This window comes from Halomonas sp. KO116, from assembly GCF_000734975.2.
GTDB classification, from domain to species: Bacteria; Pseudomonadota; Gammaproteobacteria; order Pseudomonadales; family Halomonadaceae; genus Vreelandella; species Vreelandella glaciei.
The window spans coordinates 3,126,677-3,142,224 of sequence record NZ_CP011052.1 but is presented as its reverse complement, the minus strand read 5'-3'; the positions used below and the strand labels follow the sequence as shown (position 1 = coordinate 3,142,224).

The window sequence follows — 15,548 nt, the reverse complement described above, 5'->3', positions numbered from 1 at the left end:
TCGGGGCGATCATGTTTAAGATTTTTAAAAAGCAATGGAGTTGGTTAAGTGAAATTTACCCCTATGCTCGTGCAGCCTATTCCTGCGGAAAAAGTCTGACACGAGTTAAAAAAGGGAGTGCTAGTTATTCCACAAAAAGTATTCTTCTATTCTCAACAATGAAAAATGAAGGGCACCGGCTTGTCTTCTTTTTAGATTATTACCGTCGTCTTGGCGTTGATCATTTTTTTATTGCCGATAATGGTTCTACTGACAATACCGCTGCGCTATTGGCTGAACAGCCGGATGTTACCCACTATTATACTGAGGGCAGCTATAAAGACTCCAATTTTGGAATGCACTGGCTTAATAATTTGCTTTTCCGTTATGGCCGTGGGCACTGGTGCTTTACTTGTGATCCTGATGAATTTTTTGTTTATCCGCATATGGAAACGCGCGATCTGCGAGATCTTACTCAGTATTTGGAGGCTATAAAACAGGACTCATTTTTTACTATCATGCTTGACATGTACAGCGATAAAGCTGTTGCTGATACTTTCTATGAAGAAGGGACAGACCCACTAAACGCCTGCCCTTATTTCGATGGTTATGGCTATTCAAAACAGTACAATGGAAATTATCGAAATTTGTATGTGCAGGGTGGCGTTAGGCGTCGAGTGTTTTCTAAACAACAACCAGCTAGTTCGCCAGCATTGAATAAAGTACCTCTTGTTAAATGGAAATGGAACTATGTTTATATTTCCTCTATGCACATGATGTTGCCACGTCGCTTAAATCGCTGCATAGATGAACGTATGGTAACGGGGGCGCTGCTGCATTTTAAATTTATTAGTCAGTTAAATGATAAAGTAAAGCAGGAAATGATTGCTAAGCAGCATTATAACGATTCTGCTGAGTATAAGCAGTATGGCGCTGTGATTGATCAGAAAGATATACTCTATGATCAGAATGTATCGGTACCTTTTAAAGGATGGAAAGATCTGGCTAAACGCGGGCTAATAAATTTAGGAGGTTGGTAATAGTGAAAGTGTCATTCGTTTTGCTCGCACACGAGAAGCCAGAACAGCTTAAAGATTTATTAGGGTCGCTACTTAGCGCTGGTAGTAACGTGTTTGTGCACCATGATGCCTCTAGTGGGGGCGATTTATCTGCTGCTGTGGCAGATTGGGGCTACGATCAACTGCCCGGCAATATTTATTTTGCTGAGCGTGTAAAAGTGGTGTGGGGTGAGTGGTCTATTGTGCAGGCTACCCTTAATTGTATGGCTGCCATTCAACAGCACGATGTGGACAGCGATTATTTTATGCTGATTTCTGGCTCGTGTATGCCGGTTAAACCGATACAGTTACTTGAACACTATTTAGCGGAAAGTGGCCAGGATCACATTGAAGCTGTCAATGCGGAAAAAAATAAATGGGTGACCGCAGGGCTTCAGAAACAGCGTTGGTCGAAGTACCATTTTTTTAACTGGCGTTACCAAACATTTTGGTTTGATTGGTCGCTTAAGTTACAGCGCAAGCTGAAAATAAAGCGTGCGATACCGCTGAATCATACGGCTCATATGGGATCGCAGTGGTGGTGCTTACGGCGAAGTACTGTATTTAGCATTCTTGATCTTTATCGCAGTCATCCGGCATTGAAGAAATTTTATCGGCGCACTTGGGTGCCCGATGAGCTTTTTTTTCAAACCATGGTGGCTAATCTCATACCCAATGAGCAAATTAGTGATGAATTAATCACTCGCTATAAGTTTAATAACTGGGGGATTCCAAGGGTTTATTATGATGATGACTATCCCGAGTTATTAGGCGAAAATCGCTTTTTCGTTCGTAAGGTCAGTTATCGCGCTCACCAGCTTCGTGATCGCTTAGCTAGGATTGCGCCACTTGACATTAGTGAGTTCGCTAATTTGCTTGAAGGTGCTGAAGCCGAACGTCTCTACTTGGAAGAGCGCTCTGCAATGTTGAGGGGGATAGAGCAGCATCGTTGGCATAGTCTTGATTCTAGCTATGAAAACCCCTATGACTATGTAAAATCTATTCCTAACCCGATGTTGATATTAATCGGATCTGAGCCCGAAACCAAATACCAAGCTTTGCTAGAATTAAATAAACTCCAGCACACCGTGGTATATGGAGACTTATTTGATAATACGGAGGTCGGTGCTGGTTATAGTCATCGGCATGGTTTGATAGCTGAGCCCGATGCGGTAACGTTAATGCAGCATCAGTGGCACCAGCAGTTAGGGGATATTGCTTTTCAGAATCCTGGTAAAACAATTATTTTTTCCCTTGGCGATAATGCTTTAAGGTATTTGGAAATACTGCGCTGGAACAGTGACTGTCATGTAATAATGATAGACCGAAGTCGTGTTGCACCAATTAATAAAGCGCTTATGGAAGATCTTTATTTAAAAAGTAAAGTTCTTCATCTTTTGCAAAATAGAAACTGTGAATTGAGTCGTTTGTCACTACCATTAGTGGGAGAGCTGGTTGCTTCCCTTGATGGTAAATACACGACTTCTCGTTCCTTCAATAGCTTTCTGCGCTTTTATCAAGCCAAAGTCCGTTGGCCAGCGTTGCTTTCAGCTGAGCATAATCATTGGGATTTTTTAAAGTCTATTTACTCAAAAATAGTGGTGTTTGTCTATGATGAAGAACATGCCTTAGAGGGCGTTCAAGCATTTTTAAAGGATAAGCTTGGTTCAGAGCTTTACCATGACCCATTCTCAGTTGCCTCCCAAGACGATAACTCTTTAGATTGGCACTATTACCTTGCTGATTTATCCCACTTGAATGCTAAAGTGAATCAAGGCGTGTTGGCATTCGCTTTAAATGTTTCTTCCATTGGCTACCTTGATACCTTGCGTTGGAAACGGAATCTAATGGTGGTGGCTTTAGAGGATGAAAAAGTACAGGATAAAAGTGCCAGTCAGCTGACGTTTACCCTCCGTGGTGCCCAGCAGGTTTATCAACGGGCCGCTAGTGGCCATGCGTTCCGGCGCTTGGATGTGTTAATGCGTGATAGGCGCTGCAGTTATGCGGCAGTCCCTCCCTTTGAGCAGCGTTGGATTGAGGAGGAACTGTATAGCTTCTTACAATTTTCACCCTTAAAAGTTAATGCTCCGTTAGCTGGTGAGTCGATTAAGTTCTCTGCTTCTTAATATTTATTAGATGTTTTATTTTTTATACTGAAATTAATAGGTGAATCGTGAATTTATTAATTGTTGGAGGCGCTGGCTATATTGGTTCACATATGGTGAAGCAACTTAGCTTAGAGGGGCATAATGTTGTTGTACTGGATAACTTAACCAGTGGTTTCCGTGAATTGGCGTGTTACGGCGAGTTGGTGGTCGGTGATTTAGCCGATATTGTCTTGCTGGAAAATTTATTTAATCAATATGAGTTTGATGGTGTCATGCATTTTGCTGCCTGCAGTTTGGTGGGAGAGTCTGTGCAGCACCCAAGTAAATATTATCGCAATAATGTGGCTAATACGCTAAATTTGCTTGATGTCATGGTGCGACACGATGTGAAGCAGTTCATTTTTTCGTCGACAGCGGCTACTTTTGGTGAGCCTCATTATCTGCCGATTGATGAAGCTCATCCACAGCAGCCGATTAATCCATATGGTATGTCTAAGCTGATGGTTGAACGCATCTTAAGCGACTATGCCGCTGCCTACGGACTTAATTCCGTGTCGTTACGCTATTTCAATGCTTGTGGTGGGGACCCAGGTGGTGAGATTGGTGAATGTCATGATCCTGAAACACATTTAATTCCTATTATTCTACAAGCGGCTTCAGGTCGGCGTGAGGCTGTTACCGTTTTTGGCCGTGATTATGCGACAGAGGATGGTACCTGTGTCCGCGATTATATCCATATTGAAGATTTATGCTCTGCTCATGCTCTTGCCTTAAAGGCACTGTTGAATAAACAGATTATAGGGGCGAATGCTTATAATTTGGGCAATGGAGCGGGATTTTCTGTGCAGCAGGTAATCGATGCGGTTAGGCGTGTGGTGGCAGACGATGGCCGGGATATCGTGGTGCTTGAGGGGGAGCGGCGCTCAGGAGACCCGGCAACACTGGTCGCAGATTCAGCCCTTGTGCGAAAGGTACTTGGTTGGTATCCCAACTTCTCGGCGTTGGACACTATTATCCAACATGCATGGGCATGGGAGAAAAAATTGGCTAAATTAGACTAGGAAAGCGATAGTTTTGACAATATCTTTAAGCGAAAAGGGCGGGTGTGATGAGCGATATAGTTGAGGCATTTTTTAGTGAGCAGCCGGATGTAAGCGTTATAAAGGAACGCGTCGCGTTCGGTACGTCTGGTCATCGAGGGCGTGCGACAGAGCGAACGTTTAATGCGGGACATATTATCGCCATTACTCAAGCTGTGGTCGACTATCGCCGAGAAGTGGATTATCAGGGGCCCCTTTTTTTGGCCTTTGATACGCATGCGCTTTCCAGACCCGCGTGGCAGTGCGCATTACAGGTGTTAGCTGCGAATAAAGTGCCTGTAATGATTGAAAAAAATCATGGCTATACCGCTACTCCGTTAGTGAGCCGAGCGATTTTGCAGCATAACGCTATGCTAGGCGCCTCCTTGTCAGACGGTTTGATCATCACGCCTTCCCATAACCCGCCAGAAGATGGCGGGATTAAATATAATCCTCACCATGGCGGCCCTGCTGATACAGGCGCGACGGAATGGATTGAACAACGTGCGAATGCCTATCTATTGCGCCGGTTAAGCGATATCTCCCCTGTGCCCGTTGAAAATATGCTCGACTACGCACAGGAGTATGACTTTACCTCACATTATGTCGCTCAATTAGGGTCTGTCGTCGATATAACTGCGATTAAAAAAGCTAACCTGACTCTGGGTGTGGATCCTATGGGGGGGACTGCTTTGCCTGTTTGGCAGGCGATCGCCGAACATTATGGTCTGAACTTAGAAGTGGTTAATACCACTTTGGACGTCAATTTTGCATTTATGCCGCCAGATCATGACGGTAAAATTCGAATGGATTGCTCTAGCGCGGCGGCAATGGCCAACCTGCTCGAAATTAAAGACCGTTTCGATATCGCCTTTGGTAATGATCCTGATGCTGATCGGCATGGCATTGTTGATGCTAATGGTTTGATGAACCCTAACCATTTTTTGGCGGTGTGTGTGGATTACCTGATGGGGCATCGACCTGAATGGGCGGAGTCGCTAAAAGTAGGTAAAACATTAGTCTCTTCTTCAATGATTGACCGAGTGGTCGCCTCTCATGGGCGGGAACTTTATGAGGTACCCGTGGGCTTTAAGTGGTTTGTTGATGGGCTGCACGAAGGGTGGTTAGCGTTTGGTGGGGAGGAGAGCGCAGGGGCTAGCTTGCTTACTCGTGATGGTAAACCTTGGTCGACAGACAAAGATGGTATCGCGTTGTGCTTGTTAGCGGCAGAGATCACTGCGGTAACGGGGAAAACGCCTAGTGAGTATTACCGTTCGCTGACTGAGCGTTTCGGCGAGCCTTTCTATAAGCGAGTAGATACTGCTTGTACGCCTGAGGAAAAAGCAGCGTTCAAGCAGTTAAGTGCTGAAAGTGTCACAGAGACGATGCTAGCGGGTGATCCTATTACGGCGGTGTTGGTAAAAGCGCCTGGCAATGATGCCTCCATTGGTGGTCTTAAAGTAACGACCGATAATGGTTGGTTTGCCGCCCGGCCTAGCGGTACCGAATCGCTTTATAAAATATATGCGGAAAGCTTCAAAGGCCCTCAGCATTTAGATGAGCTGATTGAAAGTGCTGCCCGGCTACTTTCCGGTGTTTTGAGAGGATAAAAGTCTTATTAGTCTTCGATTATGGCAGGAGCTTAAAATTTATTTGGGCTTCTGCCTTTTTTGTCATCACGTTGTAAAACATAAGATTAAATGTTGAGAGGGTGGAAATGGCTCATCGCTTGCTTCATAAAATGAGTAGTTATCTGTTTATTTAGTCTATTAAGGAAGACACCATGGATGCCCCACTATCAGCGGTAAACCAACGTCTTTACACGCCTGCCAATGAACTAGCAGTTCACGCCATGAGGCTGCAGGCTCAGTCTCTACGCGACCTCATTGGCAATGGCCCAACGGCGAAGCAACGTGCTAAAGCACTGGCGTTTACCTTTGGCTCGCTTCATGTTGACTTCAGCAAGCAACGGCTTACCCAAAAAACAATAGCACTATTGATTGAATGGGCGCGCAGTTGCGGTATTGAAGCCAGGCGTCAAGCATTCTTCGCTGGGGAGATGGTTAACCCTTCCGAGCAGCGTGCCGCTTTGCACATGGCCGCAAGGTGGCCTGAAACGGCGACCCCTCCAGCAGGAATGGAGTACGCTGCTGCTTTTTGCCAGCAGCAGCGGGCGCGTATGGCTAAAATGGTTAAGCGTGTTCATGCAGGCGAATGGTTTGGGGCCACCGGTCAAACAATCACCAATATAGTGCATATTGGTGTTGGAGGCTCTGATTTGGGGCCAAAACTGATCAGTGAGTCATTAGCCGATCTTCCTAGTAGTACGAAGGTGGGCGTGCATTATGTTTCAACGATGGATGGGTCGCAGATTCTGCCTTTAATGGAGCGTTTGAATCCAGCGACTACCCTTATCGTGCTTGCTTCAAAGTCGTTCACTACGGCCGATACACACTTTAATGCGCGTACCGTGTTGGCTTGGCTAAGCAGTGCACTTGAGGTAGACGAGGCTACTATCTGTCGCTACCAGTTGATCGGTGTTTCTTCCAAGCCTGAAAAGATGACCACCTTTGGTATTCCTGAGTCTCATCAGTTGGTATTTAAGGAGTGGATAGGAGGGCGCTTTTCACTTTGGTCGCCTATTGGTATTAGTGTCGCTATGCAGCTGGGTACGGAATGTTTTGATGCATTATTAGATGGCGCTCATGCAATGGATCGCCACTTTATAGACACGCCATTGGCCACTAATTTACCTGCTTTGTTGGCATTAGTCGGCGCTTGGAATTGTCAGTTCCTTAATATTCCTACTCATGTGGTCTTACCCTACGATGGTCGTCTAAAAAGCCTGTCTGCTTATTTACAGCAACTAGAAATGGAGTCTAACGGGAAAAAGATTGGCTTAGATGGTCGTTCCGTTAATCATGCTACATGCCCCATTATGTGGGGGGACGTTGGGCCCAATGCGCAGCATGCTTTTTATCAACTGTTGCATCAGGGGGGGCATACGGTGAGCGCAGACTTTGTCGCTGTGGCTACGCGTGAAGTGAATGCGCCTGATAAAGTACAAGAGTCGTTAGCCTCTCAAGAGCAGCTAACACTAGCAAATTGCTTGGCACAAGCACAGCTTTTTGCGTTAGGGGATGAGGCTATTCCCGTCGCGCTCAAGGGACAAATTGCGCAAGGTTATCGTGGTAATCACCCTAATTCCTTCCTACTATTGAAGCAGCTAGATCCTTGGTCAATTGGTGCACTATTAGCGCTCTATGAGCATAAGGTGTTTGTTCAATCAGTTTTATGGAACTTGAATCCTTTTGACCAACCTGGTGTAGAGCTCGGTAAACAGTTAGCGACCAGTCTTTATCAAACGCTTGCTGATAAATCTGTTGAGCAGGAGAATGTAGAAGATCCCAGCACTACTCAACTTTTGTCTAAATTGAATGATTGGAAAAAAGCAGGGTAGCTTAAAATGTATTTTGAAAAGGAAGCCATTCGTGATGCAGGTACGCAAAGCAATTATACCCGTAGCCGGGTTTGGTACTCGTTTGTTGCCGATTAGTAAGGCCATTCCGAAAGAGATGGTACCCGTTGTTGATCGGCCATTGATACAACATGTAGTAGAGGAGGCGTTGGCAGCGGGTATCAATGAAATTATTTTGGTGACTCGAGCAGGAAAATCGGCCATTGAAGATCATTTTGATGCGCATTTTGAGCTTGAGCACTCGCTGGCCAGCAAGGGCAAGGATGCCCAGTTGCAAATCCTTTCGTCTATTTCCCCTAAAAAATTAAAGGTAACCAGTGTTCGCCAGCCGAGCGCAAAAGGCTTAGGTCATGCGATTTTTTGTGCCGCTTACCTGCTGGATAAGGGATGAGCCGTTTGCGGTTATTTTGCCGGACGTACTGGTGAAGCCTCAAATTTCCTGTAGTACATGCGATTTAGGCAGCATGGTTGAACGTTGGAATGCTAAGCAGGTGGCGCAAATTATGGTGGAAGCTGTTCCCCATGAGGAGGTGTATCGTTACGGTATTGTAGACTGTGATGAGCCAGCCCCTGGTGAGAGTGCTGCTATGCGTGGTGTGGTAGAAAAGCCAAAGCCTGAAGATGCTCCCTCGCGTCTTTCGGTGATAGGCCGTTACGTATTGCCTTATCGCATTATGCAGCTGTTGGATGGCTTACCTCCAGGTGCTGGAGGCGAAGTCCAGCTTACTGATGCTATCGATAGCTTAATGCAAGAAGGTGGATCCGTGGAGGCCTTTCGGATGTTGGGTCGTACTTTTGACTGCGGGCACATTGATGGGTGGCTAAAAGCCAATACCATGCTGGCGCGAGAAGCTGGCTATAAGGTTTAAGCGTTTTACTTACTAAAATGGGAACACGAGTGGCGTGATGATCAACACGGCAGCAGAGTAGGTGATACTGACAGGCAGCCCAATTTTGAGGAAGTCAGCCACTTGATAGCGTCCTGGTGAGTACACCATCAGGTGAGTTTGATAGCCAAAGGGAATCAAAAAGCACGCGCTGGCGCCATAGGCTACCGCCATTACAAAGGGGAGTGGGTCCGCTCCAAACGCTTGGGCAGTGCTCCAGGCGATGGGGAAGGCCAGGGCGGCAGCGGCGTTGTTTGTGACTGTTTCTGTCAACAGCAGCGTTAATAAATAGCACCCTATAAAAGCGGCGTAGATACCATAGCCACTGAATAAAGCCTGCATTCCGGTCACTAGCAGGCCTGCGGCGCCGGAATTTTCAAGTGCTTGGGCAATCGCTAATGCTGAGCCAATGATTAGCCATAACTCAAACGGGAAACGGCGGCGTAGTTCCGCGAAACTGATGACTTTCATGACGAGTAGCCCGCCTAAAAGCATCAACAGCCCATGAAATAAGGGCAGTAAATTGGCGGTGGCAAAGATGATAACCGCAGCGAATCCGCCTACCGTGAATAAGCTCTCTTTGTTGCTCAGCCGCGGCCGTGTGAAGCTGCCACTGAGCAAGTGGAAGTTGCGGTCTAGATTGCGGTGCTGCCGAAAATCAGCACTTACGGCCAGTAGTAAGCAGTCACCAACGCGGAGCGGGATTTTCCCTAGTTGCCCTTCCAGGCGTTTTTCCCCTCGTCGTATGCCCACCACGCCTGCACTGAACATGCTGCGGAAATCCACATCCTGCAGTGTTTTTCCGGGAAGCTCTGATTCATGAGAAATAACGACTTCCACGAGGTTTGTCGCGAGTAGGTTGTCAGCTTGATGTCCGAATAGCTGTAACCCTGGAAAGCGCTGTAAGGCCTGTACCTTGCCTGTTTCACCGGTGAAGACCAGCATGTCATTAGCCTGCAGCAGCTCGTCTGGAGCGACGGGGCTTATAAGCCTTCCTTGGCGTTCAATTTCTAGTAAATAGAGTCCCTCTAAACTGCGTAGACCGTTATCTTCAATGCTTTTACCGATCATCGGTGAGCTGGGATCAAGGTCAGCGGCTAAGAAGTAGGCAAGCTTCTCATTGGTATCTTCCAACCGGTGGTGTGGTAATGAATTGGCGCGCCACATCAGCACACATAGAGAAATTAAAGCAACGGGTATGCCGACTAGGCTAAATTGAAACATGCTCAACTCAGTACCGCTGGCACTAACATTGAAAGAGTTAACCACTAAGTTAGTGGAGGTGCCTACTAACGTTGTGATGCCGCCTAATATCGAAGCATAGGAGAGTGGAATTAACAGCCGCGAAGGTGCGATGCGTTGTTGGCGTGAAACCGCGCCTAAAAAAGCAGCCACCACGGCGGTGTTATTCAAAAACGCAGAGAGGATGGCGGTACTTCCCATCAGTCGCGCGGTGGCGAGACGAGGGTGGCCGCTCAATAAGTGCCGAGAAAGCCAGTCCAGTAAAGGTGAGCGCTCTAGTGCAAGCGAAACGAGCAGCAGCAGCAGTAATGTTGCAAGCGCCGGATTGGAAAACTGCATGAGTAGCGTGTTGGTATCTACAAAGCCTAGCACTAGAAAAATACCTGCTAGCGTAACAAAGGCAATGGCCGGTTTTACCTTGCCACTAATGAGTAACGCAAGTAAGGCAATAATCGATACGAGTACAGTCCAGGGGGTCATGGTGGGTCCTTATGAACCAGTAAAGACGTTGTGTACTTGATGGATTTTACGCAGGCTTATATGATGGTGTCTAATGATTGATAAAAATAGTATTTTATTTTGCCTTTAATTTGTTTTAAAACAAAAGGTTATGATAAATTTTGAATGCAAAATATTTATCGCCTGGATCGTTGAATGAGCGCCGAAAACAAGCGGTTCGGTTGCGTTTAGATGGGCATACTGTCTTGAAAGTTACTCAACAAACAGGGCTTTCTGCGCCCACTGTGTCTGCTGCGTGGAAAGCTTTTCGTGAGGGCGGGTGGGCGGCAGTGCCAGTCAAAACACGCGGGAGGTTGAAGGGGCAGGCGAATGTACTCGATGCTTCTTTTCAGAAGGTGCTTTGGCAGGTACTTAACCAAGCACCTCCTGATGACGCGCCTGCCTGGAGCAGTGCCGGGTTGGCTGATTGGTTAAAAGAAAATCACAATCTTGAGCTGACACAGCGTGCGATAGAGCACTGGTGGGAAAGCGAAGGACTAAAACATGAGCCTTGGCCGTTGGTGCGTTTTGCAAAGCAACGTTCACAGCAGGGGCGGTGGTATCGTCAGTCCGTAGAGCCGCTATTTTCTAAGACCAAAGAGGCTACCCAGCGTTGGCAAGTTGGTGTACGGCGAATCGCACATCCCTCTCGGTCAGTATATCAATTTTATTTGCATGGAGTTCGTGGTCGGTTACTGATGCGTTGTTTTGAACGACCGCCGGTAGCAGCCGACTATGTGTCTTTATTTAAAGCGTTGAGCCGGCAGGGTCCCGGGGTGGTGGTGTTTCATGGGGCGTTGCTTGAGGTAAGTCCTGAAGTTAAACAATGGCTAGCAGAGCAGCCTGCGTTTTGGCTAGTACCAGTGCCGAGAAACTTGGCAATAACAGCTTAAACACTCAGCACTTTTACCATGGGTTTTTAAGACAGTGCCGCTATGGCTTCTTGAGAACAAATTTTTAAACAACATTGGGACAGATGATGACATCACTTACCCATCTACAGCGTCTGGAAGCAGAAAGCATTCAGATTATGCGCGAAGTGGTTGCCGAGACTGAAAACCCGGTAATGCTTTATTCCGTTGGGAAAGATTCAGCGGTTATGCTGCACTTAGCGCGTAAAGCGTTCGCTCCTGCTCCGCCACCGTTTCCGCTCCTGCATGTAGATACGCGCTGGAAGTTCCGTGCTATGTACGAATTCCGTGACCAAATGGCGGAAGATATTGGCATGGATCTGCTGGTGCATATCAACCCGGAAGGTATCGAAAAAGATATTAATCCGTTTACCCACGGCTCGGCTATTCACACTGATGTGATGAAAACTGAAGGCTTGAAGCAGGCGTTGGATAAATACGGATTCGACGCGGCCTTTGGTGGTGCTCGTCGCGATGAAGAGAAGTCGCGTGCCAAAGAGCGCATTTTTTCATTTCGCACAGCTCAGCACCGTTGGGATCCGAAGAACCAACGCCCAGAGTTGTGGAAGCTTTACAACACACGTAAACATGCCAAAGAATCGATTCGCGTTTTTCCGATCTCCAACTGGACCGAGCTGGATATTTGGCAGTACATTTACCTCCAGAACATTCCTATTGTGCCGCTTTACTATTCAGCCGAGCGTCCAGTAGTAGAGCGTGATGGTGCGCTCATTATGGTGGATGACGAGCGTATGCCGTTAGAGCCTGGTGAAGTGCCTATGATGCGTAAAGTACGTTTCCGTACCTTGGGTTGCTATCCGCTGACGGGGGCTATCGAATCCGAAGCTGATACCTTGCCGGCAATTATTCAAGAAATGCTGTTGACCAAGACGTCGGAACGTCAGGGCCGGGTAATTGATAACGATAGCGCGGCATCCATGGAGAAGAAAAAGCAAGAGGGGTATTTTTAATGTCTCACTCATCTGACCTAATTGCCGACGATATTGAAGGTTACCTGAAAGCTCATGAGCATAAAGGGCTGCTACGCTTTATTACCTGTGGAAGCGTAGATGATGGTAAAAGCACGCTTATTGGTCGCTTATTGTTTGAGTCAAAGTTGCTATTCGAAGACCAGTTAGCGGCGATTGAAGCAGATTCCAAGAAATACGGCACTCAGGGCGGCGATATGGATTTCGCGCTGCTCGTAGATGGCTTGGCTGCTGAGCGTGAACAGGGTATCACCATTGATGTGGCGTACCGTTTTTTCTCTACTGAGAAGCGGAAGTTCATCGTAGCGGATACCCCAGGGCACGAGCAATACACCCGTAATATGGTGACGGGAGCTTCGACGGCGGACGCGGCTATTTTGATGGTCGATGCGCGCTACGGTATTTTGACGCAAACTCGTCGACATAGCTTTTTGATGTCAGTGATGGGTATGCGTCACGTGGTTGTTGCCATCAATAAGATGGACTTAGTGGACTACTCAAAAGCCCGCTTTGATGAGATCAAAGAGGAGTACATTGCGTTTGCTAAGCAGCTTGGTCTAGAAAATATCACTTTCATACCAATGTCGGCTTTAAAGGGTGATAACGTTATTGAGCAGAGCGCGAAGATGCCTTGGTATCACGGCACCACGCTCATGGGCTATCTGGAAACGGTTGAGCTAGATGCTGAACACCTTCAGCGTTCCCCTTTCCGTATGCCTGTACAGTGGGTTAACCGTCCTAACCTCGACTTCCGCGGTTTTAGTGGCATGGTTGCTAGCGGAGTGATTCGCCCCGGCGATGAGATTCGTGTTCAGCCATCGGGTAAAAGCAGTACCGTAGCAAGTATCTACACGATAGATGGTGATTTGGACGAGGCGGTCGCAGGGCAGTCAGTGACACTGTTATTGGAAGATGAGATTGATATCTCCCGTGGCGATGTTATTTCAGGCGTGGATCACCCCGCTCATACTGCTGACCAGTTTGAAGCGACTCTAGTGTGGATGCATGAGTCACCGCTTTTAGCAGGTCGTCCTTATTTAATGAAGCTGGGGACTCAGACGGTGTCGGCTACCGTTACTGATATTAAGTATCAGATTAACGTCAATACCCTTGAACACATGGCGAGTAAGCAGCTTGATTTAAATGGTATCGGCATATGTACACTGAGCCTGAATCGTGCGGTAGCTTTTGATGCCTATAAAGATAATCAGGATACCGGTGGTTTTATCCTGATTGACCGGATGACCCACAACACTGTGGGTGCTGGTATGCTGCATTTTGCTTTGCGCCGCAGCCAAAATATTCATATGCAGCATGTGGATATTGATAAAGAAGCGCGCGCGTTAGCGAAGGGCCAGAAACCGGCCGTACTATGGTTTACCGGGCTATCAGGGGCAGGTAAATCTACCATTGCTAACCTTGTAGAGAAGAAGCTGTTTGCAAACGGACAGCATACTTATCTACTGGATGGGGATAACGTACGTCATGGTTTAAACCGTGACTTGGGCTTCACCGATGCTGATCGTGTTGAGAACGTGCGCCGCGTTGCTGAAACCACTAAGTTGTTGGTTGATGCTGGGTTAATCGTGATGTCCGCGTTTATTTCACCTTTCCGCAGTGAGCGCCAAATGGCGCGTGACTTGCTGGACGAAGGTGAGTTTATCGAAATTTATGTTGATGCTCCTCTTGGGGTTGTTGAAGCGCGCGATCCTAAAGGCCTTTATAAAAAGGCGCGACGTGGTGAGCTTAAGAACTTCACGGGTATCGACTCTGTATATGAAACGCCTGAAGCCCCCGATGTTCACCTTAAAACATCAGAAATGAGTGCTGAAGAAGCAGCCGACACGGTGATTGATGCGCTGCGTCAACGGGGCTTGATTAGTTAAATAAACGCACGCGATTTGTTGTCATATATTGGCTGCCAAGTGTCGGAGAACCATCCTTCACTTGGTGGCCTTTTTATAAGGGATTGAGGACATGATTGATCAAACTTTGCTAAACGATGTTGAGCAGATTGCCCGTAATGCGGGTAGTGCGATTATGAAGGTCTACGCTCGTGAGTTTAGCGTGGAAGAGAAGGAGGATAAAAGCCCGTTAACTGAAGCCGATAAAGCTGCTCATAAAATTATTATGCGCGGACTTGAATCTCTATCGCTTCAACTTCCTATCCTTTCAGAAGAGGACGCAGAAGCTTTTACTGGCGTGGATAGCGATGGCCGTTATTGGTTGGTTGATCCACTGGATGGCACTAAAGAGTTCATTAAGCGTAACGGTGAATTTACCGTTAATATTGCGCTGATTGAGAACGGGAAGCCAGTGTTAGGTGTTGTTACAGCGCCTGCGCTAGATGTAGCGTATGTAGCGGCAGAAGGAATAGGAGCATTCAAAATCGATGCTGATGGCCAGCGAGAAGCCATTCAAGTAGCAGGTCAGCCTGACCCACAAACTATCTGGCGTGTAGTGGGAAGTCGCTCACATCCAAGCCCAGACTTAGCCGAGTGGTTGGAGCAGCTAGGAGAGCATGAGATGTTGCCGATGGGTAGTTCTCTCAAGCTGTGTTTGATCGCTGAAGGCAAAGCCGACGTCTATCCACGTTTAGGACCTACTTGTCTTTGGGATACAGGTGCTGCACACGCTGTGGTGATTCAGGCGGGTGGGCGTGTAGAAACGTTGGAGAGCGTGCCACTAAGTTATGCGACTCCAAGTGAAAAGCTCAACCCCTATTTTATTGTATGGGGGCACTAAACTAACTTGGCAGCGGGCGCTTGCTCTGAAGGGCCTTTACTTTTTACTTATACTTTTAATTGGTAGAACAAGGTGTTGAGTGCGGTTAAGTAGGTTGAGCAAGACAATGGCTCGCTCTTCACCTTTGCAGCGTGTGAATACCGCCTCTATATCTTTGAAGGGACCTTCATTGATGGTGATTTCCTCACCGGCCCTAAAATAGGTGTGAATGCCTTCTATATGGTGTGGCTGAGAACGCAGTGTTTCGACGAGCTGTGAAGGAATCGTAGCAGGTCTGTCGCCAAAGGTGAGTAGGCGCAGGACTCCTCGGGTGGAACGAATAGGCCGCCAATTGCTGACCACTTGATCTAAACAGATAAATAGGTAGTAGGGAAATAGGGGCTGGGTCACCTCTTTGAGCCTGCCCTGGTGTTTGCGTTGAATAGTTAGAACCGGGTGGAAAACCTCATAACCTTGATTGGTGAGATGTTCGGCGGCGCGAAATGATTCGCCTCCTTTGCATTGTATAACATACCAGCAAGCTATAGCGCCTTGCTGGTTGCTGACAGCGTCCATACATCTCCTTAGGGCTAGC

Annotated in this window: 13 protein-coding genes; 11 read left to right on the top strand and 2 right to left on the bottom strand. The window is 47.3% G+C overall.

The annotated features are described in order from the left end of the window. The first annotated feature begins 11 nt into the window (after window positions 1-11). The 7 genes from KO116_RS14495 to KO116_RS26085 all read left to right on the top strand — a co-directional run bounded on the left by KO116_RS14495 (window position 12) and on the right by KO116_RS26085 (window position 8,571). Window positions 12-1,019: a glycosyltransferase family 2 protein gene (locus KO116_RS14495; protein WP_082072599.1), complete on the top strand. Its 1,008-nt coding sequence runs from the start codon at window positions 12-14 to the stop codon at window positions 1,017-1,019. A gap of 2 nt (window positions 1,020-1,021) precedes the next feature. Then, on the top strand, window positions 1,022-3,163 hold the full coding sequence (locus tag KO116_RS14490) for a beta-1,6-N-acetylglucosaminyltransferase (protein ID WP_035566779.1): 2,142 nt from the start codon (window positions 1,022-1,024) through the stop codon (window positions 3,161-3,163). A gap of 47 nt (window positions 3,164-3,210) precedes the next feature. Next, window positions 3,211-4,206 (top strand): UDP-glucose 4-epimerase GalE, encoded by a 996-nt coding sequence (gene galE / locus KO116_RS14485; protein ID WP_035566775.1) that lies wholly within the window; start codon window positions 3,211-3,213, stop codon window positions 4,204-4,206. Between the two features lie 47 nt (window positions 4,207-4,253). Further along, window positions 4,254-5,834 carry a phosphoglucomutase (alpha-D-glucose-1,6-bisphosphate-dependent) gene (gene pgm / locus KO116_RS14480; RefSeq protein WP_035566772.1) on the top strand — a complete coding sequence of 527 codons (1,581 nt, stop codon included), beginning with the start codon at window positions 4,254-4,256 and terminating at the stop codon, window positions 5,832-5,834. A 173-nt stretch (window positions 5,835-6,007) separates the two neighbouring features. After that, window positions 6,008-7,684 carry a glucose-6-phosphate isomerase gene (gene pgi, locus KO116_RS14475; protein WP_035566771.1) on the top strand — a complete coding sequence of 559 codons (1,677 nt, stop codon included), beginning with the start codon at window positions 6,008-6,010 and terminating at the stop codon, window positions 7,682-7,684. A 34-nt stretch (window positions 7,685-7,718) separates the two neighbouring features. After that, window positions 7,719-8,093 carry a sugar phosphate nucleotidyltransferase gene (locus KO116_RS26090; RefSeq protein WP_268762337.1) on the top strand — a complete coding sequence of 125 codons (375 nt, stop codon included), beginning with the start codon at window positions 7,719-7,721 and terminating at the stop codon, window positions 8,091-8,093. Further along, entirely contained in the window at window positions 8,053-8,571 is a 519-nt protein-coding gene (locus KO116_RS26085; protein ID WP_268762326.1) for a sugar phosphate nucleotidyltransferase, read from the top strand. Before KO116_RS26090 ends, KO116_RS26085 begins: the two co-directional genes overlap by 41 nt. Before the next feature lie 12 nt (window positions 8,572-8,583). Here KO116_RS26085 and KO116_RS14465 read toward each other — a convergent pair whose 3' ends face one another. Next, window positions 8,584-10,311 carry an SLC13 family permease gene (locus tag KO116_RS14465; protein WP_035566768.1) on the bottom strand — a complete coding sequence of 576 codons (1,728 nt, stop codon included), beginning with the start codon at window positions 10,309-10,311 and terminating at the stop codon, window positions 8,584-8,586. A gap of 140 nt (window positions 10,312-10,451) precedes the next feature. On the opposite strand from KO116_RS14465, the gene KO116_RS14460 reads away from it, so the two are divergent. The 4 genes from KO116_RS14460 (at window position 10,452) to cysQ (ending at window position 14,974) form a co-directional block, all read left to right on the top strand. Beyond that, a complete protein-coding gene (locus KO116_RS14460; protein ID WP_144408592.1) occupies window positions 10,452-11,222 on the top strand; it encodes a helix-turn-helix domain-containing protein in 771 nt (256 codons plus the stop codon). Between the two features lie 86 nt (window positions 11,223-11,308). Further along, window positions 11,309-12,211, top strand: coding sequence for a sulfate adenylyltransferase subunit CysD (gene cysD, locus KO116_RS14455; RefSeq protein WP_035566763.1), 903 nt, complete (start codon window positions 11,309-11,311; stop codon window positions 12,209-12,211). After that, window positions 12,211-14,115 (top strand): sulfate adenylyltransferase subunit CysN, encoded by a 1,905-nt coding sequence (cysN, locus tag KO116_RS14450; protein ID WP_035566760.1) that lies wholly within the window; start codon window positions 12,211-12,213, stop codon window positions 14,113-14,115. Before cysD ends, cysN begins: the two co-directional genes overlap by 1 nt. Before the next feature lie 91 nt (window positions 14,116-14,206). Next, window positions 14,207-14,974 carry a 3'(2'),5'-bisphosphate nucleotidase CysQ gene (gene cysQ, locus KO116_RS14445; RefSeq protein WP_035566757.1) on the top strand — a complete coding sequence of 256 codons (768 nt, stop codon included), beginning with the start codon at window positions 14,207-14,209 and terminating at the stop codon, window positions 14,972-14,974. 36 nt (window positions 14,975-15,010) lie between these two features. On the opposite strand, the gene rfaH is transcribed toward cysQ, so the two are convergent. After that, window positions 15,011-15,529 carry a transcription/translation regulatory transformer protein RfaH gene (gene rfaH, locus KO116_RS14440; protein ID WP_035566755.1) on the bottom strand — a complete coding sequence of 173 codons (519 nt, stop codon included), beginning with the start codon at window positions 15,527-15,529 and terminating at the stop codon, window positions 15,011-15,013. Window positions 15,530-15,548: the final 19 nt, after the last annotated feature.

What these genes read in the sequence shown, in the direction of transcription:
- KO116_RS14495 (WP_082072599.1), top strand. Translation starts at nt 12, where the DNA reads ATGTTTAAGATTTTTAAAAAGCAATGGAGTTGGTTAAGTGAAATTTAC.
- pgm (WP_035566772.1), top strand. Translation starts at nt 4,254, where the DNA reads ATGAGCGATATAGTTGAGGCATTTTTTAGTGAGCAGCCGGATGTAAGC.
- pgi (WP_035566771.1), top strand. Translation starts at nt 6,008, where the DNA reads ATGGATGCCCCACTATCAGCGGTAAACCAACGTCTTTACACGCCTGCC.
- KO116_RS26090 (WP_268762337.1), top strand. Translation starts at nt 7,719, where the DNA reads ATGCAGGTACGCAAAGCAATTATACCCGTAGCCGGGTTTGGTACTCGT.
- KO116_RS26085 (WP_268762326.1), top strand. Translation starts at nt 8,053, where the DNA reads ATGCGATTTTTTGTGCCGCTTACCTGCTGGATAAGGGATGAGCCGTTT.
- KO116_RS14465 (WP_035566768.1), bottom strand. Translation starts at nt 10,311, where the DNA reads ATGACCCCCTGGACTGTACTCGTATCGATTATTGCCTTACTTGCGTTA.
- cysD (WP_035566763.1), top strand. Translation starts at nt 11,309, where the DNA reads ATGACATCACTTACCCATCTACAGCGTCTGGAAGCAGAAAGCATTCAG.
- cysN (WP_035566760.1), top strand. Translation starts at nt 12,211, where the DNA reads ATGTCTCACTCATCTGACCTAATTGCCGACGATATTGAAGGTTACCTG.
- cysQ (WP_035566757.1), top strand. Translation starts at nt 14,207, where the DNA reads ATGATTGATCAAACTTTGCTAAACGATGTTGAGCAGATTGCCCGTAAT.
- rfaH (WP_035566755.1), bottom strand. Translation starts at nt 15,529, where the DNA reads ATGGACGCTGTCAGCAACCAGCAAGGCGCTATAGCTTGCTGGTATGTT.